This window comes from Streptomyces sp. NBC_00078 (genome assembly GCF_026343335.1).
Lineage (GTDB): Bacteria > Actinomycetota > Actinomycetes > Streptomycetales > Streptomycetaceae > Streptomyces.
This window is the reverse complement of record NZ_JAPELX010000001.1, coordinates 4,476,029-4,499,763: the sequence shown is the minus strand read 5'-3', so window position 1 is coordinate 4,499,763 and position 23,735 is coordinate 4,476,029. Positions and strand designations below refer to the sequence as shown.

The following is a 23,735-nucleotide window of genomic DNA, read 5'->3' as shown; positions in this document are numbered from 1 at the left end:
ACTCGTCGAACCGGCACAGTGGTTGTGTCCCCGCCGCCGGACGACGATCCGGCGCCATGTTCAGGGAGAGGAGCGGGACGGTGTCCATGCACGACAGTTCGTCCAGCTCCCGACAGGGCAGCCAGCGGCGGGTTCCGGTGTAGTTACCCCACCGTCGACCCCGTATCGCACAGGGAGTTGCCCGGGGCGGCCGCTTCGAGCACGCGACGCGCGCTGCGCTTGCGTGGGCCGCCTTCCCCGTCGCCCCCATCACAGGGGGCATCCTCCGCTGGGGCGGGCGGGTCGGTTGCGCAGTCCGGCACCACGAGGTGCCGTTGCGCCCACCCGTACCGCCCCAGCGGCACGTCCGCCCGCACAGGTGCGAGCAGGCGGTCCGCCTCTTGCCCGGCCTATGCGAGTAGGCGGTCCAGAACGACGGCGATGCCGTCCTCCTCGTTCGACGACGTCACCTCGTCCGCCACCGCCTTCAGCTCCTCGTGGGCGTTGGCCATCGCCACGCCACGCGCCGCCCAGGCGAACATCGGGATGTCGTTCGGCATGTCGCCGAAGGCGATCGTGTCCGCCGCCTTGACGCCCAGGCGGCGGGCCGCCAGCGAGAGGCCCGTCGCCTTGGACAGACCCAGCGGCAGCAGTTCGACGATGCCCTCGCCCGCCATCGCCACCGTGACGAAGCCGCCCGCGGCCCGGCGGGCCGCCTCTGCGAGGGCGTCGTCGGACAGCTCCGGGTGCTGTATGTAGATCTTGTTCAGCGGGGCGGTCCACAGGTCGGACGCGTCCGTGAACGGGGTCGACGGAAGGCTGCCGGTGACCGCGTAACCCGGCCCCACCAGCACATCGCCGTCCAGACCGTCACGGCTGGCCGCCAGATGCAGCGGGCCGACCTCCGCCTCGATCTTCGCCAGGGCCACGCCCGCCAGCTGCCGGTCCAGGGTGACCGACGTCAGCAGGCGGTGCGAGCCGGCGTCGTACACCTGGGCGCCCTGGCCGCAGACCGCGAGGCCCTGGTAGCCGAGGTCGTCGAGGATGTGCCGGGTCCAGGGGACCGCGCGGCCGGTGACGACGATGTGCGCGGCGCCCGCCGCCGTGGCCGCGGCGAGCGCGTCACGGGTGCGCTGTGAGACCGACTCGTCGGAGCGCAGGAGCGTGCCGTCGAGGTCGGTCGCGATCAGCCGGTACGGGAAGCCCTTGACGGGAGACGCGTCGCTCACTTGGCGATCGGCTCCAGGACCTCTCGGCCGCCCAGGAACGGGCGCAGCACCTTCGGCACGTACACCGAGCCGTCGGCCTGCTGGTGGTTCTCCAGGATCGCCACGATCGTGCGCGGTACGGCGCACAGCGTGCCGTTGAGCGTCGCCAGCGGCTGCACCTTCTTGCCGTCGCGCATGCGGACGGACAGCCGGCGTGCCTGGAAGCCGTCGCAGTTGGAGGCAGAGGTCAGCTCGCGGTACTTGCCCTGCGTGGGGATCCACGCCTCGCAGTCGAACTTGCGGGACGCCGAGGCGCCCAGGTCGCCGGAGGCCACGTCGATGACCTGGAAGGGCAGTTCCAGGCCGGTGAGCCACTGCTTCTCCCACTCCAGGAGCCGCCGGTGCTCGTTCTCCGCGTCCTCGGGGGCGACGTACGAGAACATCTCGACCTTGTCGAACTGGTGCACGCGGAAGATGCCCCGGGTGTCCTTGCCGTACGTCCCGGCCTCGCGGCGGAAGCACGGCGAGAAGCCGGCGTAACGCAGCGGCAGCTTGTCCGCGTCAAGGATCTCGTCCATGTGGTACGCGGCGAGCGGGACCTCGGAGGTGCCGACCAGGTAGTAGTCGTCCTTCTCCAGGTGGTAGACGTTCTCCGCGGCCTGGCCGAGGAAGCCGGTGCCCTCCATGGCGCGGGGGCGGACCAGCGCGGGGGTGAGCATCGGGACGAAGCCCGCCTCGGTGGCCTGCGCGATCGCGGCGTTGACGAGCGCCAGCTCCAGGAGGGCGCCGACGCCCGTCAGGTAGTAGAAGCGGGAGCCCGACACCTTGGCGCCGCGCTCGACGTCGATGGCGCCCAGCGCCTCGCCGAGCTCCAGGTGGTCCCTGGGCTCGAAGCCCTCGGCGGCGAAGTCGCGGATGGTGCCGTGCGTCTCCAGGACGACGAAGTCCTCCTCGCCGCCGACCGGGACGTCCGGGTGGATGAGGTTGCCGAGCTGGAGCAGAAGCCGCTTGGTCTCTTCGTCCGCCTCGTGCTGCTCGGCGTCGGCCGCCTTGACGTCGGCGGCGAGACGGCCCGTCTGCTTGAGCAGCTCCGCCTTCTCGTCGCCGGAGGCCTTGGGGATGAGCTTGCCGAGCGCCTTCTGCTCGGAACGCAGCTCGTCGAAGCGGACGCCGGACGACCTGCGCCGCTCGTCGGCAGACAGGAGAGCGTCGACGAGCGCGACGTCCTCTCCACGGGCACGCTGGGACGCGCGCACACGGTCGGGGTCCTCACGGAGCAGGCGAAGGTCAATCACGCGGTCAAGGCTACCGGTGCGGGCATACGGCCCACGACTCACCATTCCCAACGGTTGGCAATTATGCCTTACGTTCCGTTATGGGCGAATTACGCACAGTGTCAACAAAAGGTGTCTCACTCCCCGGAACGGGGCAGGCGGTTGGTGGCTGGTTGACTCGATTCCCTTGTGGGGAACGGGACTTGGGGCTCGGTTGTCCACAGCGATCCACAACCCCCGAAGAGTTATCCACAGGGTGTGCGGACGGTCTGTGGATTTCGGAATTGATCACTCCGAAACTGCTGCGTCACGCCCTGGATTCCCGGTGCAGACCCTGCTTTACCACTGCTTTCGAGTGGAAATGGGTCGCTCCAAAGGATTGCCTAAAGGAAACGGGTGGACGAACGGTGACATGCGGGCCGGTGGACGCGAGAGGGGCCTGCAGGCCGATTTGTCGACCGAGCGATGTGTAGGTGTCGACTTGTCCCCAGGTCGAGAAGCCTGCCTGTGGATAACTCCTGTGGACAACGAAAATCTGCAGGTAGGACTGGCCGGTCGTGCCCCTGGGCAGACTGGACGGTTGGGCTAGAAACGGCCGTCCTGGCAGCGCGCCACCCAGTCCGAGGCCGCGACGAACTCCTCGTCGGACGTTCCCCGCCACAGCGCGCGTACGTCCTCGACGCCGATGTCCGCACGCGGGTACGAACCCAGGAACCGCACTTCCAGGCAGATCCGCTTGAGCCCCATCAGGGTCTCGGCCACCCGGCGGTCGGAGATATGGCCCTCCGCGTCGATGCAGAAGCAGTAGTTGCCGATGCCGGCGCCGGTGGGCCGCGACTGCAGCAGCATCAGGTTGATGCCGCGGGTGGCGAACTCGTCGAGCAGATCGCGCAGGCCGCCGGGGTGGTCGTCGCGCTGCCACAGCACGACGGACGTCTTGTCCGCGCCGGTCGGTGCCGCGGGCCGGGCGGGGCGGCCCACGAGCACGAACCGCGTCTGCGCGTTCTCGGCGTCGTGGATCCCGGTCTCCAGCGCCTCCAGGCCGTACAGGGCGGCGGCGAACTCGCCGGCGAAGGCCGCGTCGTACTGGCCCTCCTGGACCAGCCGGGCGGCGTCCGCGTTCGAGGCGGCCGACTCCCAGTGGGCGTCCGGGAGGTTGTTCCTGAGCCAGTTGCGCACCTGCGGCTGGGCGGCCGGGTGCGCGGAGACGGTCTTGACGTCGGAGAGCTTGGTGCCCGGCCGCACCAGCAGCGCGAAGGTGATCGACAGGAGCACCTCGCGGTAGATCATCAGCGGGGCGCCCGCGACCAGCTCGTCAAGGGTGGTGGTGATGCCGCCCTCGACGGAGTTCTCGATCGGCACGAACGCGGCCTCGGCCTCACCGGCGCGGACCGCGTCGAGCGCGGACTGGACGGACACGTACGGGATCAGTTCCCGGGTGGCCGTCTCGGGAAGGGTGCGCAGGGCGGCTTCGGTGAAGGTGCCCTCGGGACCGAGATACGCGTAGCTCGCTGGCATGACCTCACCCTAATGGGCAAGGCCATGAAGTTACGGGGCGGGTCCGTGGCTGCAAGTGGGGTCTGATCTGGAGGAACACCGGACGCGAGAAGCGGAGCCCCGGTAGAACTGGCTGGTCCGCCAAGACAAGCCGTTCACAGCACCGGAGGCTCCGCTGTCGGGTCAGTGTGTCATCAGCCGCGAGATCGCGGTAGCCGACGGTCTTTTCGCTCCGGGTCACTTGGGTGAGTTGACGCAGATCGTCCCGTTCGAGATGGTCGACGCCGCCCTGGCTGAGTGCGGGGCCGTCCAGCAGCGATTGCGGAAACTCCCCGCCCGGGTGGTCGTCTACCTCCTCCTGGCCGCTGCTCTGTTCGAGGAGTGCGGCTATCCGGCGGTGTGGGCCAGGCTGACCTCCGCACTGCACTGCCTGCCGGTCCCGAAGGTCACCGCAACGGCACTGTGGCACGCCCGCGCCCGGCTCGGTGTCCGCCCCATGCGGGCCCTGTTCGACCTGCTGCGCGGCCCGGCGAGCGCGATCCGCACCACCGGGGCCCGCTGGGCGGGTCTGCTGGTCGTCGCCGTCGACGGCACCTACCTCGACGTCCCCGACGCTCCCGCCACCCGGGCCCACCTGGGCAAAGGCTCCAACCAGTACGCCACTTCAGGCTATCCCCAGATCTGCCTGGTCACCCTGGTCGCCTGCGGCACCCGGGCCGTGATCGACGCGGTCTTCGGCCCGCGCACCAGCGGCGAGACCACCCATGGCAAGCGCCTGGCCCGCTCCTTGCACGAGGGCATGCTCGTCCTGCTGGACCGCGGCTTGTCCTCCAATGCCTTCCTGACCACGGTCGCGGACACCGGCGCCGCGTTCCTCGCCCGGCTGTCCGCCACCCGCAAACCACCCATCCTGCACCGCTACGAGGACGGCTCGTTCCTGTCCAGGATCGGCCGGCTGGAGGTCCGCGTCATCGAGTGCGAGATCACCATCGCCACCACCGCCGGGCGCACCACCGGTGTCTACCGGCTGGCCACCACCCTGCTCGACCACCGCCGCTACCCGGCATTCGAGCTGGTCAAGCAGTATCACGAGCGGTGGGAAGTGGAGTCCGCCTTCTTCGCGATCAAGAAGTCCATCCTCGGGCGCCGGGTCCTGCGCGCCCGGACCATGTCCGGTATCGCCCAGGAGGTCTACGCCCTGCTGACCGCCTACCAGCTGATCAGGATTGCCATCGCCGACGCCACCGCGACCCTCCCCCACGCGGACCCCGACCGGGCCAGCTTCAGCATCGCCCTCCACACCGCCCGCGACCAGGTCGTCCAAGCCGCAGGCATCATCGCCGACACCACCATCGACCTCGTCGGAACCATCGGACGAGCCGTCCTGAACCACCCGATGACAGCCCGCCGCCTGCGCGTCAGCCCCCGCGCCGTCAAGCGACCACTGTCCCGATACGCGTACAAGAGCCTGCGAGTGGACCGACGCACCTACAAGGCCACCATCAGCATCGACATCCTGTTGACAGGGCCCATCAGCCCATAACTTCACGGCCTTGCCCTAATGGGCCTGACGAAAGCGCGGCTCGCCCGTCTCACCAGGGCCCCGTCCGTGGGCTCCCGTCCCGGCCCTCACCCCTCCAGCAGCCGCTGCCCCACGTATTCGCCCTGCGCCGCCCCGCCCGGCACGGCGAACAGACCGCTCGCCTCGTGGCGGATGTACCTCGACAGGGCGTCGCCCCGGTCGAGCTTGCGCTGGAGGGGGACGAAGCCCTGCAGCGGGTCGGCCTGCCAGCAGACGAAGAGCAGGCCCGCGTCAGGAACCCCGTCCGCGTCGAAGCCGTCGTGGTACGAGAACGGGCGCCGCAGGATGGCCGCACCGCCGTTCTGGTCGGGGCGCGTGATGCGGGCGTGGGCGTTCACCGGGACGACGTACTCGCCCTTGGAGTCGGCCTTGTCGAGGTCCATCGGGGTCGTCTCGGTGCCGCCCGACAAGGGCGCCCCATTGGATTTCCGGCGCCCGATGACGTTCTCCTGGGCCATGAGTGAGAGCTTCTCCCAGTCGTCGAGGAGCATGCGGATGCGGCGGACGACGGCGTAGGAGCCGTTGGCCATCCAGGCCGGGTCGTTCGAGCCCGAGGACGGAACGAAGATCCGCTGGTCGAAGTCGGGCTCGGCCGGCTTCGGATTGCGCGTGCCGTCCAGCTGGCCCATGAGGTTGCGGGCCGTCATGGTGTGCGTGGTGGCGCCCGGTGTGCGGTTGAAGCCGTTCATCTGCCAGCGGATGCGGGCCGCGCCGCCCGCGTCCTTCTGGATCGCGCGCAGGGCGTGGAAGGCGACCAGGGCGTCGTCGGCGCCGATCTGCACCCACAGATCGCCGTTGCTGCGGGCCTTGTCGAGGAGGTCGGAGGAGAAGTCGGGCAGCGGGTCGAGGGAGACCGGGCGCTGCTTCTCCAGACCGGTGCGGGAGAAGAAGCTGTGGCCGAAGCCGAAGGTGAGGGTGAGCGAGGACGGGCCGGCGTCGCGGGCCACATCCGTGTCGTCGTGCGCCGCCCCCTCGCCGCTCATCAGGCGCCCGGCCGTCACCGACCAGCGGCGCAGCAGTGCGGCCGCCTCCTTGCGGCCCGCGCCCGCCGCCAGGTCGAACGCGGCGAGATGGCCGCGGGCCTGGAGACCTTCGGTGATGCCGGGCTGATGTTTCCCGTGAAACATCGCCCGGTCGGAGCCGAGTGAGCTGAGCGGGGTGGCCCCGGAGGGGGCGGCGGCATACCCCACGGCGCCGCCGGCCGCGCCGAGCACGAGCCCGGTGGCGCCGGCGGTGCCGAGCAGTTTCCGTCGCGAGATGCCGTCTCCTGGGGACGTGTCCCCGGCAGCGGCCCCGGACGGCGGTGCCTTGGGAGCGCGGGTCTCCGGAATGGACTGTTCAGCCATGGTGCGGTTCAGCCGATCTGCGCGTTCTTGGAGACGGTCGCCTGGTCGATGTCGGAGGTACGCACGGTCACGGCGATCTTCCAGTCGCCGGCCATGGGGATCTGCACTCCGCTCGCCGACCAGTGTCCCGTGGTGACATGGTCGGGGTTGACGGGCAGCGGCCCGATCTTCTTCGCCTCAAGCGTGAAGGCGACCTTCACCTCGGGGATGTCGAAGGCCCGCCCGTTGGGCCGGGTCACGTAGACGTGCATCTCGTTGCCGCCCACGCGCGCGGGGTCGAAGTCGACCGAGACGACGCCCTTGCCGTCGGTGCCACCCGTGTTGAAAGGCATCGTCAGCGTCAGCGCGCCGGACGACGAGTCGGACGGGGAAGAGGAGGACGAGGACGACGACCTGGCCGCCTTGGCGTCCTGCTCGGTGCGACCCGGCTCGGTCTGCGTCAGCACGGTGGTGACGGCGAGCAGGACCACGGCGACACCGGCCTCGGCGAGCACGGAGCGCCGCAGCCCGACGCGGCCGGGGTCGGTGTCGCGCTGCCGCTTCTGCCGAGCCGTGTCCACGGCGGCCTGCTGGCGCGCGAGTTGGGCGGCGCGCTCGCGGTCGGCGGGGGCTTGGGAGTCACCGGCGCTGCCGGAGCCACCAGAGCCCCGGGCCTCGCCGGACGCCGTCGCCGTCTTCGCCGAGCCGGCCCCCGCCCGGGCGGCCGCCGGCTCCTTCTCGCCCTGGGCGTCGCCCTCGTCCGCCTCCCGCGCGCCCGCGTCCCTCGCCTTGCCCGGCGTCAGGACGGCCGCGTCCGCCAGCCGCGCCGTCCAGCGCCGGGAGATCGACGCGATGCCCACCAGCAGCACCACGAGACCGATCTTCACGAGGAGCAGCTGTCCGTACCTGGTGCCGGTGAAGGCCGACCAGGAACCGAGCTGGCGCCACGACTGGTAGACGCCGGTCGCGACCAGGGCGACCACGCTGGAGAAGGCGACTTGCGAGAAGCGGCGCACGGCCGAGGAGTCGACCGGGATCTCCGACCGGTAGAGCGCCACGAGGAGCGCGCTCAGCCCGCCCAGCCAGGCCGCGACCGCCAGCAGGTGGACGATGTCGACCGGCATCGCGATACCGGGCTGGAGCCCGGTCGAGGCGTGCTCGGCCATCGCCCAGCTCGCCGCGAGACCGGCGGACACGACGAATCCGCCGATCGCGAGCCCGAAGGTCAGATCCCGCTTCTCCTCCTCCTCACGCTTGTCGTACGCGCCGAAGAGCACGGCGATGAACAGCGCCGCCGCAGCGAGCAGCAGCAGCCGGGAGACCAGCGCCGCGCCCGACTTGGTCTGCAGCACCTGCCCGAGCAGGTTCAGGTCGAAGATGTCGCCGACCTTGCCGGAGCTGGTGTAGGAGCCGCGCAGAAGCAGCAGCAGGAGGGTCGCCGAGGTGAGCGCGAGCCAGCCGGAGACCACGAACCGCTGCAGGGGCCGTACGCCGGAACCGCGCTGCCAGCAGGCGAGGACGAAGGCGGCGCCGCCGACCATGACGATGAAGCCGGCGTAGGACACGTACCGTCCGAAGCCGTACAGCCAGCCGACGACCCCGCCGCCGACCTCCTGGCCGACCGCCTTGACGGAGGTCGTGGAGGGGGCGCCGATGGAGAAGGTGAAGGCCCCGGAGACGGGGTGGCTGTCCGCCGAGACGACCTGCCAGGACACCGTGTAGGTGCCGTCGGGCAGGTTGCTGTGCAGCTGCACGGCGTACGAGGTGCCGCTCACGTTGGAGGGCTTGCCGGAGTCGACACGCTTGCCCTTGGGGTCGAGTACGCGCAGCGAGTCGTCGGACGTGGCGACCTTCTCGGAGAAGGTGAGCGTGACCTGGTCGGGTGCCTTGTCGACCACCACCCCCTGCGCGGGGTCGCTGCCGTTCAGTGCGGCGTGCGCGGAGGCCGGTCCGGCACCGGCGAGGAGCACGCCGACGACGGCAAGGAACAGCAGCACCAGGGTCCGCATACGGCGGGGGGTGATGGTCTGCGTCATGGTGGTCCCTCCCTCAGTGTCCGGTCGCGGGGTTGTACGTCGCGGACTTCACGGGTATCTCAGCCTTGATCGGACCGGCCTTGGCGAAGTGGAGTTCGACGGTCACCTTCTGGCCCTGCTTCGGCTTCCGCTTCAGGTTCTCGAACATCAGGTGGTTGCCGCCGCTCTTGAACACGAGTTGACCGTGTGCGGGGACATCCAGGGACTTGACCTCCTCCATGGACTGCCCGACCGTCCTGTGGATGGTGACACTGCCCGCGGCGTCGCTGGTGACGGAGGTCAGTTCGTCCCCGGCGCCGCCCTTGTTCTCGATGGTGAGGAAGCCTGCGGCCATGTCGGAGACGGGCTGGGGCATGTAGGAGGAGCTGACGGACAGTTCGGCCTTCGCGTCGTCGGAGCCGCCGCAGCCCGTCACCGTCAGAGCCAGTGCGCCCGCCATGACCGCGGCGGGTATGGCCAGGTGCCTCACGGGTTCGCTCCCTTGATGATCTTGGGGAGGTCCTTGGTGTAGTCGCCGACCGTGGCGTCCTCGCCGTAGAGCACGTAACCGCCGTTGGTCTTCGGTGAGAACGCGATGACCTGGGTGCCGTGCACCGAGACCGTCTTGCCGGTCTTCTTGTCCTTGTGGGTCGGCTCGATGGAGATGCCGAGGGTACGGGCGCCGGCCTGGATGGTGGCGAAGTCGCCGGTCAGGCCGACGAACTGGGGGTCGATGCCCTTGAGCCACTTGCCGAGCTCGGACGAGGTGTCCCGCTCGGGGTCGGTGGTGACGAACACGACCCGCAGCTTGTCCTGCTCGTCCTTGGGCAGCTGCTTCTTGGCGACGGCGAGGTTGTTCATCGTCAGCGGGCAGATGTCGGGGCAGTGGGTGTAGCCGAAGTAGACCAGCGTCGGCCGGCCCGCGGTCTCCTTGCGGAAGTCGTACTTCTCGCCCTTGGTGTCGGTGAGGACGAGGTCCGGCTTCTCGAAGGGCTTGTCGAGGATGGTCGCGGGCTTCTGCGAGGTTTCCTCGGAGACCACGGCGACAGGTGACTTGCTGTCGTCGCCGCTGCCGCAGGCGGAGAGGGTCAGAGTGGCGGCGGCGAACAGCGCGGCCGTGGCGAACGTCTTCTTGCGCATAGAAAAATGTCCCAGATGTGAGAGCTCCGGTGTGCACCGGGGGCGGGCACAGGCTTGCGCCCCGGTGCAGCACACGGACGAACAGGCCTCAGGCGTCGCTGCGCCGACGGCCGGCGAGCACGCCGTACGCCACGCCCAGCGCGCCGACGACGATGCCCACGACGGCCAGCACGCGCGCGGTGGTGTCACTGCTGCCGGCGGAGGCGGAGGTGTCGGCGGCCGTGTTCTCGGCGTCCTTGGAGCCGGCGTCCTTGGAGTCGGCGGAGGCGTCCTCGGCGGTCGACGAGCCGTGCGAGTGCCCGTCCTCGGAGGCGGCGGACAGGGCGAGCACGGGGGCCGGGTTCTCGGGCTCCTCCGCGCCGTCCTTCTGCACCTCGATCCAGCGCACGACCTCCTTGTCGGAGTACGTCTGCAGCGCCTTGAAGACGAGTTCGTCGGCGTCCGTCGGCAACGTGCCCACGGAGATGGGGAACTTCTGGAAGTAGCCGGGCTCGACGCCCTTGCCCTCCGCGGTCCAGGTGATCTTCGAGACGGCCTCGTCGATCTTCTTGCCGTGCATCTCGATCGGCTTGGCCAGCTTGGACTTGGTGACCTGGATCTTCCAGCCGTCCATCGGCTGCGGCATGGCGGAGGCCAGCGGATGGTCGGTGGGGAAGTTGACCTCGAGCTTGGTCGTCGAGGCGTTGTCGCGCTCGTTGGGGACCTTGAAGTCGATGACCGCGTAGCCGCCCTTGGCGGCGGTGCCCTCGGGCTGCACGGTGACGTGCGCGAACGCGGGCGCGGACAGGACGACGACGGCAGAGGCGGCGACGGCGCCGGTGACGGCGAGACGGGAAGCCTTCATGAACGGGTGCACTCCACTTCGGGTGAGGTTCCTGGTGCTGGAAGAGGTACGCGTGCGTGGCGGTGACCTGTCGGTCGGCAGCGGGCACACGCGTGTGCCGCACGACGGCGGCCCTCTCCCGCGGATCCGAAGTGGATGCGCAGCGGTGGTCGCGTCGCGTCAGGCAGCGAGGTCGATGTCGAGCGCGGCGGCCGGCGGGCCGCGCCTGATCACCGTGTGCTGGAGTGCGGTGGTGCGGGGCTTGGGCGGCGCGAGCAGGGCGGTGTGCGGCGGGCGCGGGCCCTCTTCGGGCGCGGCCGGGAGGCCGGCACGCAGGGCGCGCACCAGCGCGAGCGCCGCGCGCAGGGATCGTACGAGCGCCCCGTCGGTGATCGATTGGGCCGACAGCGTGGACAGTTCCGCGAGCCGCAGCAGTGCCAGGTCGCCACGGCGCAGCAGCCAGCCGGCGGCGATCGCCGCGAGGACGTGGCTGAGCAGCATCGGCAGGGACGGCAGCAGCGAAGAGACGGAACCGGTGGTGGACAGGGCGTCCGCCGGGTGGTGCACGGAGCCCATGTCCATGGCCGTGTCCGGGGAGAGCCGCGCGTCGGCGAGGATCCTGCGGGCCTGGGCGGGGCTGATCGCCGCCGCCGTGGTCCCGCACACGAACCGAGCCGCCCGCTCCACGAGGGAGGCGTCGGCCATCGGCTGCATCGACGACATCCATCGCATCGAGGACATCGACGACCCTGTGCCCGGAGCCGCGGCCGCGTGCTGCCCCAGTCCGAACAGCGTGTGCAGCACGGTCTGTCCGGCCGCGAGCAGCGCCGCTGTGCCGGTCAGCGAGCGGGTGCGTCCGGCGAGGGGTGCCGCGACCAGGAAAGCCCCCAGGAATCCCGCGCCCAGCGTCCACAGCGGAACCGTGGCGCAGGAGGCGAGGGTGTGACCGGCCGCGGCCAGCACGACGCAGACCGCGGCGAACACCGCGGCCCGCAGTATCCGGAGATCGTTTCCGGAGCGCGCCCTGCGCTGGTGGGGGGCAGTCATGGCGGGCTCATCATCGCACTGGCCTCATGGGTGCCATACGGCAGGTCCGCAAGGTTCCGTACGAACCGGAAGGTCACTCTCTGGTACGGCCCGCCCTCACATACACCGATTCTGTTTCGGACGCATCGCCCATATGGGCGGCATCACGTCAACTCCGTGCTTACACCGGGGTACACGCGGCAATAAGAAACGGTATGTCGAGCCGCGGCCTGGAGGCTGGAGTATGAGCATCTGGTGGTCACTCCACTTGCGGCGTGAAGCTGCGAGCGTTCCGCTCGCCCGGCGACTGCTGCTCGGCACGATGGAGACGGCGGGTGTCGACCCCGACATCTCCTACGACCTCTCCGTCGCCCTCAGCGAGGCCTGCGCGAACGCCGTCGAGCACGGCGGGGACACCGTGCACGGCGAGTCCTCCGAGGCGTACCGGGTGACGGCCTACCTCGACGGCGAGACGTGCCGTATCGAAGTCGCCGACTCCGGCCCCGGCTTCGCCGCCTCCCTGACCCCCCGCCGCGCCCGCGCCGAGGCCGAACACGGCCGTGGCCTCTACCTGATCCGCGAACTCGCCGACCACGTCCACATCGGCAACAAGCCGGGGCGCGGGGGCACGATCGTGAGCTTCGACAAGATCCTCAAGTGGCGTGAGGACGCACCGTTGGTGGCGGTGTGAGGGGCGTCGGGCTGCGGTAGCGGGTCATCTCCGGTGAGGACGGGGGCCGTGGGGTGTGGCCGGGGATGCGGTCCACGGGGGCGGGGAGGGGGATGTCCGCCACCGGCCACGGGCCCCGCATGCTTCACCCCCGGTCACAGCCGACCAGCTCCGGCTGCCTCGCACCGCCGGCCGCCCGCCCTGCGGCCCTGCGGGTCGCCGGCCCCATCGCGTACGACGCCACCACGGTGAGCGCGCCGAGCAGCAGCCATCCGGGGGTTCCCCACTCCACCAGGAGCGAGGTCAGCACGAGCGGACCGAGTGTCCGGGCCACCGTCACACCGGTCCCGAAGAAGCCCTGGTACTCGCCCACCCGGCCGGCCGGTGCCAGATCGAAGGACAGCTGCCAGGAACCGGCGGACTGTCCCATCTCGGCGACCACCTGGAGCACGGCTCCCACGACCAGAGCCCCCACCGCCACCCGCAGCGAGGCCCCCGCCGACAGCGCGAACACAGCGCACGCCCCGAGCATGACCCAGCCGGAGCGCCGCACCACGCGCGTGGCGGACGCGAGGCCGGTGACGCCCCGCGCCGTCCGCACCTGGAACAGCATCACCGCCCCGGTGTTGAGCACGAACAGCGCGGACACCAGCCAGGTCGGCGCCGTCGTCCGCTCGGCGATCCACAGCGGCAGCCCCAGGCTGAGCAGCGGCATCCGCAGCAGCAGAACGGTGTTGAGGAGCGTGAGCAGCGCGTACGGCCGGTCGCGCAGCACACCGAGCGTGTCCCGCTTGCGCACGGCGACGGGCGCCACCGCCGGCAGCCGCAGCAACATCGCGGCGCACACCAGGAAGCTCGCCGCGTCCAGGGCGAACACCGCGAGATACGCGGCCCGCGTCCCCGCTTGCAACGCCAGCCCGCCCAGCCCCGCCCCGACCGCGAGCCCCGCGTTGAGCGTCGCCTGCAGATGCGCGAGCAGCCCCGTCCGCTCCGCGACCGCCACCAGCCCCGCCAGCAGCGCCTGCCGGGCCGCCGCCAGACCCGACTGCGCCGTCGCGTACGCACAGGCGGCGAGGACGAACGGCACGAACCCCCGCACCACCAGGAACGAGGCGACCGCCGCCCCGGTTCCCAGCGCCAGCAGTACGGCCGTCCCGCGCGCCCCGCGCCGGTCGGCGACCCGCCCGAGCGGCACCCCCGCCAGCGAGCCCACCGCCCAGGCCACGGTCAGCCCGAGCCCCACGCGCGCAGGCGCCAGGCCGACGACATGGGTGAAGTAGAGCGCCGAGGTCACGTAGTAGGCGCCGTCACCGATGGAGTTGGTCAACTGGGCCAGCGCCAGGAGACGCTGCGGACCGGCGGGCGGTACGGGACGAGAGGTCATACCCAGGACACTAGTAGACTGTCGCGACTAAGTGTCGTGCTGGTTGGCAGAGTTGGGGTCGGGCGAGCTTCGCTTGTCGCTTCCGTTCGGCTGGGCAGGGGTGCCGTGTCCTCGCAGAAGAAGTATCCGGTCGCGTTGAGCGCCGAAGATCGTCGGGCGTTGGAGCGTGTGACGACGACGGGGGTCCGCAGCGCGTCGATGATCAGGCGGGCGCGGGTACTGCTCGCGCTGGACACCTCGGTCGGTGAGGTCGATCCGCGGGCGGTGATCGCGGACCGGGTCGGGGTCTCGTGCGATTCGGTCCGCCTGATCTCGAAGCGCTACGCGGAGACCGGCGGCGATGTGTGGGCCACGGTCGGCCGGAAGGAACGCGCACTCCCGCCGGTGCCCTCTGTGGTGACCGGCGAGGTCGAGGCGAGGCTGATCGCGCTGGCCTGCTCGACGCCGCCCAAAGGACACGCCAGGTGGTCGCTGCGCCTGCTGGAGAAGCACGTCGCGCTGGTCGAGGACATCCCGGATCTGGACCACTCCACCATCGGCCGGGTGTTAAAAAACGGAACTGCGTCCTCATGTGAAGAAGTGCTGGACCATTCCGCCGGCTGCGAATGCGGCCTTCGCCGCGGCGATGGAGGACGTCCTGGCGGTCTACCACCGACCCTTCGATCCGGCGCGCCCGGTGGTGTGCATGGACGAGAAGCCGTACCAGCTCCTCGGCCACGTCCGCGATCCGCTTCCCGCGCAGCCGGGCCGTGACCGGCGTGAGGACAACGAGTACGTCCGCTCGGGGACCTGCTCGATCTTCTGCTGGGTCGAGCCGCTGCGCGGATGGCGGCGCGTCGACGCCCGGCCCCGCCGGACCAGGGTCGACTGGGCGCACCAGGTCGAGCACCTGCTGACCGTGGACTATCCCGACGCCGCCACGGTCGTGCTGGTGATGGACAACCTCAACACCCACACCACCGCCTCGCTCTACGAAGCGTTCGACCCGGCAAAGGCCTTCGCGCTGGCCCAGCGCCTGGAGATCCACCACACCCCCAAACACGGGTCCTGGCTCAACATCGCCGAGATCGAGCTCTCCGCGCTCACCCGCCAGTGCCTGGACCGCCGCATCGACGACCTCGCCGTGCTCAACGCCGAACTCGCCGCCTGGCAGCAGCACACCAACAGCAACCAGCGCCAAGTCGACTGGCACTTCACCACCGACGACGCACGCGTGAAACTACGCCACCTCTACCCAACCACGCAGCGAAATTAAGTCGCGACAGTCTACTAGAAGCGCAATGGGCCGCTTTATAGTCCCAATCATCACCCGTATGACTGGCCCAATTCTGCCCGATTCAGCGGCCGTCCAGCACCTGGCCCAGTACCTCCAAGGCCTCCGGATACACCCGCTCCCGAGGTGTCCCGTACCCCACGACCAGTCCCTGGGGCCGCCCCTGGCCCGGCGTGTGCCAGTGATCGCCCAGCCGCCCCAGCGCGAGCCCCTCCGCCTCGGCCCGCTTCAGCACATCCGCCTCGTCCTCGACCTCCACGAGCGCGTGCAGCCCGGCCGCGATCCCGCGCACGCCGTGCCGCCCGCCGAGCCGGCCCAGGAGCTGGTCCCGGCGTCTGCGGTATCTGAGCCGGCACGCGCGCACGTGACGGTCGTAGGCATGGCTGTCGATGAGCTCGGCGAGCGCCAACTGGCCGATCGACTCGGTGTGGTGGTCGCTGTGCAGCTTGGCGTCGGCGACCGCGTCGACCAGGTGCGGCGGCAGCACCATCCAGCCCAGCCGCAGCGCGGGCCCCAGCGTCTTGGAGGCCGTGCCGAGGTAGACGACCTGCCCGGGTGCCATCCCCTGCAACGCGCCCACCGGCTGCCGGTCGTAGCGGAACTCCCCGTCGTAGTCGTCCTCGACGATCAGGCCGCCACGCGCGCGTGCCCAGTCCGTGAGCGCCCGCCGCCGCTCGGGGCGCAGTGTCACACCGGTCGGGTACTGATGGGCCGGCGTCACGACCACGGCCCCGGCGTCCCCCAGCTCCTGCGCGCACACCCCCCGCTCGTCGACCCGCACCGGCGCCACGATTCCCCCGTTGTGCCGCACCACCTCCCGGTGGAAGGGCAGTCCAGGGTCCTCCATGGCGACCGTGCCGCCCTCCAGCACGCGCGTGAGCAGCGCGAGCCCCTGCACATACCCGGAGGTGATCACGATCCGCTCGGGCGGCGCGATCACACCCCGGGCCCGCCCCAGATACCCCGACAACGCCGTCCGCAACTCGATACGGCCACGCGGATCCCCGTAGTCGTACGCCAGCAGCGGCGCCGTCGCGATGGCCCGCCGCAGCGCCCGCAACCAGGCCGCTGCCGGAAACGCCCCGACGTCCGGACTCCCGGGCCGCAGATCGAAACGCGGGGTACGCGTGCGGGCGGCCGCCTCCGGCGCATCGGCGTCCACGGAGGGCAGCGAGGCGACCTGCGTACCGGACCCCTGCCGGGCCGTCAGATACCCCTCGGCGACCAACTGGTCGTAAGCGGCCTTGGCGGTCCCCCGGGAGACCCCCAGCTCCGCCGCGAGCCGCCGGGTGGCGGGCAACCGGCTCCCGGGCGCCAGCCGTCCGTCCCGCACGGCGTCTCGCAGGGCGCGCTCAAGCCCGACCCGCCGCCCGTCACCGGCATCGGGCTCAAGATGCAGATCGACACCGACGCCGGACCAGAAGTCGTTCACGTATAACCCCCGTGAGCTGAAGCGCCCCTTCAGGGGCGCGGGACTGCACCGATGTGCGGCTCCGCCGCGTGGGCGCGACCAGCCCCCACCTGCCGCAGACCGCATACAAATGGCCGGGCACCGACTCGTACCCGGCCATCGACCAACCATCAGCCCTTGAGCGAAGCCATCCAAGCCTCGACCTCGTCGGACCGCCGAGGCAGTGCAGCGCTGAGGTTCCGGTTCCCCTCCACCGTCACCAGAATGTCGTCCTCGATCCGAACACCGATCCCCCGGTACTCCTCCGGCACCGTCAGGTCATCGGCCTGGAAGTACAACCCCGGTTCGACAGTGAGGCACATCCCCGGCTCCAGCGTGCCGTCGACGTACGACTCCACGCGCGCGGCAGCGCAGTCGTGCACGTCCATCCCGAGCATGTGCCCGGTCCCGTGCAGCGTCCACCGCCGCTGCAGCCCGAGCTCCAGCACCCGCTCCACCGGTCCCTCGACCAGGCCCCACTCGACGAGCCGCTCGGTGAGCACATGTTGCGCGGCGTCGTGGAAGTCCCGGTACTTGCCGCCCGGCTGCACCGCCGCGATCCCGGCCTCCTGGGCGTCGTACACGGCGTCGTAGATCCGCTTCTGGATCTCGGAGAAGCGTCCGTTGACCGGAAGCGTGCGTGTGACGTCTGCGGTGTAGTACGTGTGCGTCTCCACGCCGGCGTCCAGGAGCAGCAGGTCGCCCGAGCGCACCGGCCCGTCGTTTCGCACCCAGTGCAGCGTGCAGGCGTGCGGACCGGCTGCGGCGATCGTGCCGTAGCCGACGTCGTTGCCCTCCACGCGCGCGCGAAGGAAGAACGTGCCCTCGATGTACCGCTCGGAGGTCGCCTCCGCCTTGTCGAGGACCTTCACGACGTCCTCGAAGCCGCGCACGGTCGAGTCGACCGCCTTCTGCAGCTCGCCGATCTCGAACTCGTCCTTGACCAGCCGTGCTTCGGACAGGAAGACCCGCAGCTCCTCGTCCCGCTCGGCGGTGACCTTGTCGGTCAGGGCCGACTCGATCCCGGCGTCGTGCCCGCGCACGACCCGCACCGGGCCGGTGGCCTCGCGCAGCGCGTCCGCCAGCTCGCGCACGTCGGAGGCGGGGATGCCGTGCAGCTTCTCCGCCTCGGTGAGCGAGTGCCGGCGTCCGACCCACAGCTCGCCCTGGCCGGAGAGCCAGAACTCGCCGTTCTCCCGGTCGGAGCGCGGCAGGAGGTAGATCGTCTCCCGGTGGCCGTCGGCCGTGGGCTCCAGCACGAGGACGCCGTCCTCGGTCTGGTTGCCGGTGAGGTACGCGTACTCCACCGACGCCCGGAAGGGGTACTCCGTGTCGTTCGAGCGGGTCTTGAGGTTGCCCGCGGGGATCACCAGACGCTCGCCCGGGAACCGCGCCGACAACGCCGAGCGTCGAGCGGCGGTCTCGGCGGCCTGTGCGATCGGCTGCGGGTCGCGCAGCTCCGTGTCGGCCCAGCCGGACTTCATGCTGTCGGCCAGCTCGTCGGACACGCCCGGGTACAGGCCGTTCTTGCGCTGCCTGATCGGCTCTTCGGTCTCTTCCGGGCCCGCTGCGGCAGCAGCAAATGTCTCGGCCGGGGTGAGCTCCTCCGCCACGGTCATCCTCCTTGATACGGCACTGGACCCCCTCCATCGTACGGTCGTACGGAAGGGGGCCCAGGGCAGGAGGACCTGTTACGGACGTCACCGGCGGCTACTCGAAGCGAGCCGCCAGTAGCACCACGTCCTCTTCGCTGTCCGCGGAGTCCAGCCCGTCCGGCAGCACCGTCCGCAGCACGTGGTCGGCGATCGCGTCGGGGTCGTGCCGCAGCGCCCTGGGCACGTCGGCCGCCGCCGCGTGCAGCCGGGCGAAGGCACGGTCGGTGGGGTCGCCGGTGCGGTGCAGCAGCCCGTCGGTGTAGAGCAGCACCGTCTCGCCGGCTTCGGCCTGCAGCTCCATGCTCGGCGCCTCCCAGCAGGCGAGCATGCCGAGCGGCGCGGACACGGACGTCTCCGCGAACTCGGTGCGCCGCTCGCCGACCAGCAGCGGCGGGCAGTGCCCGGCGCCGGCCAGCGTGATCTTGCGCAGGGAGGGTTCGCAGTAGGCGAACAGGGCGGTGGCGGAGCGGGCGGGCTCGGTCAGCCGCAGCAGCAGTTCGAGGTCGGACAGGACGGCGACCGGGTCCTCGCCCTCCATCACGGCATACGCGCGCAGGGACGCCCGCAGCCGTCCCATCGCGGCGACCGCGCTCGGCCCGGAGCCGGTCACGGAGCCGACCGCGAGACCCAGCGCGGCGTCCGGCAGCGGCAGCGCGTCGAACCAGTCGCCGCCGCCGCGCGGGCCGGTGCGGTGGCGGGCGGCGAGCTGGACGCCGGCCACGCGGGGGAGCCGGGACGGCAGCAGCTCCTCGGTCATCGTCTTCATGCACGCGCGCGTGCGCTCCACCTCCACCAGCCGGGCCAGGTGCTCGCCGGCGTAACGGGCGTAGAGCCCCACGAGGTGGCGCTGGCGCTCGACCGGCTCGGCGGGCTCGTCGTACAGCCACACGGCGGCGCCGGTCCGGCCCGCGCTCTCGCCGGCCAGCGGAAGGGCATAACAGGCGGCATAGCCGAGACGGGCGGCCACCTCACGGTGCCGGGGGTCCAGTCCGTCCTCGGCGAAGAGATCCGGCTGGGCGATCTCACCGTCCCCGCCCGGCAGTCCGTCGAGGATGCGGCCGTACGACATCGCGCTGCGCGGCACGGTCTCGATGTGCCCGAGGTCGGCGCGGGCGAGGCCGAGGCCGATGGTCGTGTCCGGTCCGAGTCCGTCGCCCGGCTCCAGCACGACGAGGCCGCGCCGGGCGCCCACGAGGGCGGCTCCGGCGCGCAGCAGTTCCGTCAGGGCGTCCGTGAGTGTGTCCGTGCGGGCCAGGCGTTCGGTGAGTTCATGGAGGGTGGTGAGGTCGGAGACCCAGGCGGCGAGACGGTCGGTGAGCAACGTCCCTGGTGCATGCGGTGGGGAGACCGGAGAGGTGCCCGAGGCGGCGGGCGCGGGCGCGACAGTGTGTGCGGGCGAGGGAACCGTTGAATCGATTCCAGCCACTTTCGAAGGGTGAGGGGCGTTCATGGCGTCCGGCTTTCGGACCGGTGCGTATTGCTCAAAAGCATCGCAAACCCCCATGTCATTCTGCGCCGCTAGCAGTGTCTCCACATGTACACGCACTCGTGAGGGGATGTCCAGCATTGTCCTGCCGGGATTCCTGGTGTCCACGGGCAAGCAGTGGTCCCCTTGCCTAAAAGCAAATTTGGCTTAAAACTGACTCGGGTAACGGGGTATTGCGGTCGACTGGCGTTGCTCCACAGAGCGTCACACCGGTCGTGATGGGTACGTACTCGGAGAAGGCCAGGGATGGTTGAACGCCACCCGGAACCTGGTGACCGACCCGGGCGTCTTAGCCACCGACGACCGAGCCCCATCCTCCCGTGGCGGAGGCGAAGAGAAAAATGCGGGACGGCAAAACGCCAGACTTCGCCACCCCCACGCCACGCCCATGCTTTTGATGGATGCAGCACGGACGAGGCCGCCGCGGATGCAGTCAACGTTCGGCCCATAGGGGTTCCCCTTGCCTCAGGCAGGGGTGTGATGCGCCAACAGGTACGCACAGTGAAGTGATCGACACATGGTGTGATGTGACCCACGGTGTTGCCAGCGGTGCAACGGAAAGGAACGAGCGCTCATGCGCGAGATCCTCGGAAGGCGACGCAGGCTCCTGTCCCAGCGCAGCGACGGAAGGCCTGAGTTGATCGGCGCGGCCCTGACCTTCGCGACGGAATGGCAGTGGCCCGTACTCCCGGGTGTGGCGGCGGACCCACAGGGGCGATCCCGCTGCGCCTGCCCCGACGCGGACTGCACGGTGCCCGGTGCGCATCCCTTCGACCCCGGCCTCCTCGCGGCCACCGCCGACGCCCGCATGGTGCGCTGGTGGTGGACCAACCGGCCCACCGCGCCGATCATCCTGGCCACCGGTGGCAACGCCCCCTGCGCCGTGAGCCTGCCGGCTCTCGCCGCCGTGCACGCCCTCAGCGCGCTCGACCGCATGGGCATGCGCCTGGGCCCGGTCGTCGCCTCGCCGAGCCGCTGGGCGATCCTCGTGAAGCCGTACACCATGGAGCAGTTGGGCGAACTGCTCTTCGCCAAGGACTTCGTCCCCGGTTCCCTGCGCTTCCACGGCGAGGGTGGTTACATCACCCTGCCCCCGTCCGAGACGGGCGAGGGCGACATCCGCTGGGAGCGCGCGCCACTGCCCGGCTCCGCCTCCCCCTGGGTCCCCGACGTCGAGGCCGTGGTGGACGCCGCGGTCGAGGCCCTCACTCGTACGGGTGTGAGCGCGCCCGAGTTGTAGGGGTGTCCGGCGCGCGCGGGACGGCAGGCCCCTGAGCGGTAGTTATCTTCCGCAGTATGCTGCGTCATTCTGGGGAGCGACCCCCAGACCCCCAAAAGATCCGTCTGCTCGCCCTTGCGGGCGTCGTGGCGTGCGCCGTCGCGCTGCCGCTGGCCGTGGCATCCGCGGGACCGGTGGGCGACGAGGGCCGCACCGTCGTGCGCGCCCCCGCGCGCGAAGCCGTACGGTCCTCTCCGCGCGAAGAGGACGCCAAGGCGCTCTCCCCCGCTCCCACCGAATCTCCCCTGCTGCTCGGTCTCGGCCTGGCCACCGCCGTCCGCTGCGGCCCCGAACTCAGTTCCCCCGAAGGCATCGAGGCGCAGACCTGTGTGCTCACCCAGGGCCAGGACACCTGGGCGCGCAGCTACTACCGCAACGCGACGGGCGAGATCCTGGACTCCGCGCTGACTCTGATGAAGCCCGACGGCCGCACGCTGCAGTTGCACTGCGCCGTGGGCTCCGAGGACGAGCCGGGGATGTGCGAGACGCCCCGGGAGCGTACCGAGGGTGAGCCGACCGCCTACGCGGCGGTCGCGGAGTTCGCGGCGAAGTCCGGGCGCGGGCCACTGCTGCTGCGCGCCGGAAGCGAGTCCGAGGACGGCCCCGAGAGCGGCTCCGGAGGAAACTCCGGGGCATCTGCGATCAGTTGACGTACGGCGGCATTCCGTAAAGGGATCGCAGGCATGGAAAGGCCCGGTTGCTGGCGACGGGGGATGCACCAGCAACCGGGCTACTCGAACGGTAACAAGAGATCGGCGGTTCGCAAATTCGATCCGGGCTTTCCAGTCACGGACGTGCTTGCGCCGAACGGGAGTTGTGAGCGGAGTCACCGATTCCGATGTAGCCGGGTTCGGCTGACCGGCCGGTCAGCCGAACCCGGCTACATCACGGTTCTCAACTGAGCGTGACCTGCCGATTGGTGAGACCGCCGCGCGCGCGCCGCTCGTCGACGGTCAGCGGCGCGTCCGAGGCGAGAGCACTCGCGAAGCGCTCGGCGAACTCGGCCGCCGGCTTCTCGATGTCGCTCGCGGCGACCCCGCTCGGCAGGTCCCAGACCGGCACGGTGAGCCCGTGAGCGCGGAAGGAACCCACGAGGCGAGTGCCTTCACCGAGGTTCGACCCGCCCGCCGCGTGCAGGCGCGCGAGGGCGTCCAGAAGCTGCTCCTCCGGGTGCGGCATGACCCAGCGCAGGTGGTTCTTGTCCGGCGTCTCGCACCAGTACGCGGCGTCCACGCCCGTGAGCTTCTCGGTCGGGATGGCCGCGGCGTTGGCCCGCTCCAGGGAGGCGGTCACTTCCGGTGTGGCGTTCTCCGAGTCCGGAACCCAGAACTCGAAACCGCTGTGCACAACTGGCTCGAACACGCCTTCGGGATCGAGCAGATCCTGCAGTCGCGGACCGTCCGCGGGCGCGCGACGGCCCTCGACCGGCGTGCCCGGCTCGGCGGCCAGCGCGCGCTGGAGGGTGTCGGCGAGGTCGCGGCTGATGTCACCGGACGCCGTGTCGTTCTGCAGGCCCAGCAGCACCGAGCCGTCGTCCCGGCGCAGGGCCGGCCAGGCCATGGGCAGCACGGTCGCCAGCGTCACCGACGGGACGCCCTCGGGCAGGCCGCCCTTCAGGGGCAGTTCCACCGTGGCCGCCGGCACCAGTTCGCGCAGCGCCACCCAGTCGCACTCGCCCGCGAGACCCTCGAAGGGACGGTGCACCAGCTCGGTCACGGCGTGCGCGGCTGCCCGTCCGTGACAGGCCTTGTAGCGGCGGCCGCTGCCACACGGGCAGGGCTCGCGTGCGCCGACGACCGGAACGTGTCCATCAGCGCCTGCGGCGCGGGCTCCATCAGTGCTCTGCGGGCGCTTGGCCTTCGTCTGAGGTCGCTTCTTGGCCATCGTGGGTGTCTCCCGGGTACGGCTCGTCTGGTACGGCGGGAGCCTAGCCGTTCACACCACGGCCCAGGGGAACCTGTGGACCGTTCAGTCCAGGTCGTCGAATGCGTCCGCGAACTCCCGGCCCGGCATCGGCGGAATCCTCGACACCGACGGGGACGTGACGCGCGCAGGAAAGCGGTCGCGGCGAAGTCCCGCGTCCGGGTCGTGGGTGGCGTCGTCGACGACGACCCACACCGTGACCTCGCCCCGGGCGTCGTCCCGTACACCCCAGTCGTCGGCGAGTGCGGTGATGATGTTCAGGCCGCGGCCGCCGTGCGCGGTGACCGAGGGGGTGGCCGGAGCCGGGCGGGTGGGTCCACCGCCGTCCGTCACCTCCACCGTCAGTCGCCCGGCCGGGTCCACACGCCAGGCCGCCCGTACGTCGCCGTCCCCGGCGAGGGCGTCTCCCAGCGGGCGGCCGTGCTTGCACGCGTTGCTCAAGAGTTCGGAAAGAATCAGTACGGCGTCGTCGATCACCGCATCCGGCAGACCGCCCGTGCGCAACTGCTCGCGCATACGGTGTCTCGCCTCGCCCACGCCCGCCGGGCCATGGGGTACGGCCATGCTCGACGACGCGGGCACCTCCTGTGCCACCACCAACGCCACCCCCGAGACCTCCTTTGCCCCACGCCACGGTGTGGATGCCCCATTGGCCTGTACCGGAAACCGGCCAATCCACGTTCAGTGACGCATTCGAAACGATCGAACACGAAGCGAACGCGCCGGAGCACTCCCCGTAGTCGAGT

Annotated in this window: 20 protein-coding genes; 5 read left to right on the top strand and 15 right to left on the bottom strand. The window is 70.6% G+C overall.

The window, feature by feature from the left end; translation table 11 throughout:
* Nucleotides 1–389 precede the first annotated feature (389 nt).
* The 3 genes from OOK07_RS21125 to pheA all read right to left on the bottom strand — a co-directional run bounded on the left by OOK07_RS21125 (nucleotide 390) and on the right by pheA (nucleotide 3,979).
* Nucleotides 390–1,208 carry an HAD family hydrolase gene (locus OOK07_RS21125; protein WP_266797955.1) on the bottom strand — a complete coding sequence of 273 codons (819 nt, stop codon included), beginning with the start codon at nucleotides 1,206–1,208 and terminating at the stop codon, nucleotides 390–392.
* Entirely contained in the window at nucleotides 1,205–2,482 is a 1,278-nt protein-coding gene (gene serS, locus OOK07_RS21120; RefSeq protein WP_266797953.1) for a serine--tRNA ligase, read from the bottom strand. The genes OOK07_RS21125 and serS overlap by 4 nt, the downstream gene beginning before the upstream one ends.
* A 564-nt stretch (nucleotides 2,483–3,046) precedes the next feature.
* Entirely contained in the window at nucleotides 3,047–3,979 is a 933-nt protein-coding gene (gene pheA, locus OOK07_RS21115) for a prephenate dehydratase (protein ID WP_266682364.1), read from the bottom strand.
* Nucleotides 3,980–4,133: 154 nt separating this feature from the next.
* Here pheA and OOK07_RS21110 point away from each other — a divergent pair, with 154 nt between their 5' ends.
* Nucleotides 4,134–5,501 (top strand): IS4 family transposase, encoded by a 1,368-nt coding sequence (locus OOK07_RS21110; protein ID WP_323183042.1) that lies wholly within the window; start codon nucleotides 4,134–4,136, stop codon nucleotides 5,499–5,501.
* A gap of 86 nt (nucleotides 5,502–5,587) precedes the next feature.
* On the opposite strand, the gene efeB is transcribed toward OOK07_RS21110, so the two are convergent.
* The 6 genes from efeB to OOK07_RS21080 all read right to left on the bottom strand — a co-directional run bounded on the left by efeB (nucleotide 5,588) and on the right by OOK07_RS21080 (nucleotide 11,890).
* Nucleotides 5,588–6,886, bottom strand: a complete 1,299-nt coding sequence (efeB, locus tag OOK07_RS21105; protein WP_266797951.1) for an iron uptake transporter deferrochelatase/peroxidase subunit — start codon at nucleotides 6,884–6,886, stop codon at nucleotides 5,588–5,590.
* Between the two features lie 8 nt (nucleotides 6,887–6,894).
* Nucleotides 6,895–8,901: a copper resistance CopC/CopD family protein gene (locus OOK07_RS21100; protein WP_266797949.1), complete on the bottom strand. Its 2,007-nt coding sequence runs from the start codon at nucleotides 8,899–8,901 to the stop codon at nucleotides 6,895–6,897.
* A gap of 13 nt (nucleotides 8,902–8,914) precedes the next feature.
* Nucleotides 8,915–9,370, bottom strand: a complete 456-nt coding sequence (locus OOK07_RS21095; protein WP_406312097.1) for a copper chaperone PCu(A)C — start codon at nucleotides 9,368–9,370, stop codon at nucleotides 8,915–8,917.
* A complete protein-coding gene (locus OOK07_RS21090) occupies nucleotides 9,367–10,020 on the bottom strand; it encodes an SCO family protein (protein WP_266797948.1) in 654 nt (217 codons plus the stop codon). Before OOK07_RS21090 ends, OOK07_RS21095 begins: the two co-directional genes overlap by 4 nt.
* An 88-nt stretch (nucleotides 10,021–10,108) precedes the next feature.
* Nucleotides 10,109–10,864, bottom strand: a complete 756-nt coding sequence (locus tag OOK07_RS21085) for a YcnI family copper-binding membrane protein (protein WP_266797946.1) — start codon at nucleotides 10,862–10,864, stop codon at nucleotides 10,109–10,111.
* A gap of 159 nt (nucleotides 10,865–11,023) precedes the next feature.
* Nucleotides 11,024–11,890, bottom strand: coding sequence for a hypothetical protein (locus OOK07_RS21080; protein ID WP_266682358.1), 867 nt, complete (start codon nucleotides 11,888–11,890; stop codon nucleotides 11,024–11,026).
* A gap of 223 nt (nucleotides 11,891–12,113) precedes the next feature.
* Between OOK07_RS21080 and OOK07_RS21075 the strand changes: the two genes are divergently transcribed.
* On the top strand, nucleotides 12,114–12,560 hold the full coding sequence (locus OOK07_RS21075; RefSeq protein WP_266682357.1) for an ATP-binding protein: 447 nt from the start codon (nucleotides 12,114–12,116) through the stop codon (nucleotides 12,558–12,560).
* A 124-nt stretch (nucleotides 12,561–12,684) separates the two neighbouring features.
* Here OOK07_RS21075 and OOK07_RS21070 read toward each other — a convergent pair whose 3' ends face one another.
* Entirely contained in the window at nucleotides 12,685–13,923 is a 1,239-nt protein-coding gene (locus OOK07_RS21070) for an MFS transporter (protein ID WP_266797943.1), read from the bottom strand.
* Nucleotides 13,924–14,494: 571 nt separating this feature from the next.
* On the opposite strand from OOK07_RS21070, the gene OOK07_RS21065 reads away from it, so the two are divergent.
* The gene (locus OOK07_RS21065) at nucleotides 14,495–15,178 is read left to right on the top strand and encodes an IS630 family transposase (protein ID WP_266796787.1); all 684 of its coding nucleotides are present in this window, start codon (nucleotides 14,495–14,497) and stop codon (nucleotides 15,176–15,178) included.
* Nucleotides 15,179–15,260: 82 nt separating this feature from the next.
* Here OOK07_RS21065 and pdxR read toward each other — a convergent pair whose 3' ends face one another.
* From pdxR to OOK07_RS21050, 3 genes are all read right to left on the bottom strand, one after another.
* Nucleotides 15,261–16,628, bottom strand: coding sequence for a MocR-like pyridoxine biosynthesis transcription factor PdxR (gene pdxR, locus OOK07_RS21060; RefSeq protein WP_266797942.1), 1,368 nt, complete (start codon nucleotides 16,626–16,628; stop codon nucleotides 15,261–15,263).
* A 149-nt stretch (nucleotides 16,629–16,777) separates the two neighbouring features.
* Nucleotides 16,778–18,265, bottom strand: a complete 1,488-nt coding sequence (locus tag OOK07_RS21055; protein ID WP_266797940.1) for an aminopeptidase P family protein — start codon at nucleotides 18,263–18,265, stop codon at nucleotides 16,778–16,780.
* 91 nt (nucleotides 18,266–18,356) lie between these two features.
* Entirely contained in the window at nucleotides 18,357–19,868 is a 1,512-nt protein-coding gene (locus OOK07_RS21050; RefSeq protein WP_266801992.1) for a PP2C family protein-serine/threonine phosphatase, read from the bottom strand.
* Nucleotides 19,869–20,361: 493 nt separating this feature from the next.
* On the opposite strand from OOK07_RS21050, the gene OOK07_RS21045 reads away from it, so the two are divergent.
* On the top strand, nucleotides 20,362–21,027 hold the full coding sequence (locus tag OOK07_RS21045; protein WP_266682352.1) for a bifunctional DNA primase/polymerase: 666 nt from the start codon (nucleotides 20,362–20,364) through the stop codon (nucleotides 21,025–21,027).
* Between the two features lie 56 nt (nucleotides 21,028–21,083).
* Nucleotides 21,084–21,716: a hypothetical protein gene (locus OOK07_RS21040; RefSeq protein ID WP_266797938.1), complete on the top strand. Its 633-nt coding sequence runs from the start codon at nucleotides 21,084–21,086 to the stop codon at nucleotides 21,714–21,716.
* 244 nt (nucleotides 21,717–21,960) lie between these two features.
* On the opposite strand, the gene OOK07_RS21035 is transcribed toward OOK07_RS21040, so the two are convergent.
* Nucleotides 21,961–22,950: a DUF5926 family protein gene (locus OOK07_RS21035; RefSeq protein ID WP_266682350.1), complete on the bottom strand. Its 990-nt coding sequence runs from the start codon at nucleotides 22,948–22,950 to the stop codon at nucleotides 21,961–21,963.
* A gap of 84 nt (nucleotides 22,951–23,034) precedes the next feature.
* A complete protein-coding gene (locus OOK07_RS21030; protein ID WP_406312091.1) occupies nucleotides 23,035–23,595 on the bottom strand; it encodes an ATP-binding protein in 561 nt (186 codons plus the stop codon).
* Between the last annotated feature and the right edge of the window lie 140 nt (nucleotides 23,596–23,735).

Bases quoted from the DNA above. Each gene is read 5' to 3' on its own strand.
- pheA (WP_266682364.1), bottom strand. From the start codon at position 3,979: ATGCCAGCGAGCTACGCGTATCTCGGTCCCGAGGGCACCTTCACCGAA.
- efeB (WP_266797951.1), bottom strand. From the start codon at position 6,886: ATGGCTGAACAGTCCATTCCGGAGACCCGCGCTCCCAAGGCACCGCCG.
- OOK07_RS21100 (WP_266797949.1), bottom strand. From the start codon at position 8,901: ATGACGCAGACCATCACCCCCCGCCGTATGCGGACCCTGGTGCTGCTG.
- OOK07_RS21090 (WP_266797948.1), bottom strand. From the start codon at position 10,020: ATGCGCAAGAAGACGTTCGCCACGGCCGCGCTGTTCGCCGCCGCCACT.
- OOK07_RS21085 (WP_266797946.1), bottom strand. From the start codon at position 10,864: ATGAAGGCTTCCCGTCTCGCCGTCACCGGCGCCGTCGCCGCCTCTGCC.
- OOK07_RS21080 (WP_266682358.1), bottom strand. From the start codon at position 11,890: ATGACTGCCCCCCACCAGCGCAGGGCGCGCTCCGGAAACGATCTCCGG.
- OOK07_RS21075 (WP_266682357.1), top strand. From the start codon at position 12,114: ATGAGCATCTGGTGGTCACTCCACTTGCGGCGTGAAGCTGCGAGCGTT.
- OOK07_RS21070 (WP_266797943.1), bottom strand. From the start codon at position 13,923: ATGACCTCTCGTCCCGTACCGCCCGCCGGTCCGCAGCGTCTCCTGGCG.
- OOK07_RS21055 (WP_266797940.1), bottom strand. From the start codon at position 18,265: ATGACCGTGGCGGAGGAGCTCACCCCGGCCGAGACATTTGCTGCTGCC.
- OOK07_RS21050 (WP_266801992.1), bottom strand. From the start codon at position 19,868: ATGCTGGACATCCCCTCACGAGTGCGTGTACATGTGGAGACACTGCTA.
- OOK07_RS21045 (WP_266682352.1), top strand. From the start codon at position 20,362: ATGCGCGAGATCCTCGGAAGGCGACGCAGGCTCCTGTCCCAGCGCAGC.
- OOK07_RS21040 (WP_266797938.1), top strand. From the start codon at position 21,084: ATGCTGCGTCATTCTGGGGAGCGACCCCCAGACCCCCAAAAGATCCGT.
- OOK07_RS21035 (WP_266682350.1), bottom strand. From the start codon at position 22,950: ATGGCCAAGAAGCGACCTCAGACGAAGGCCAAGCGCCCGCAGAGCACT.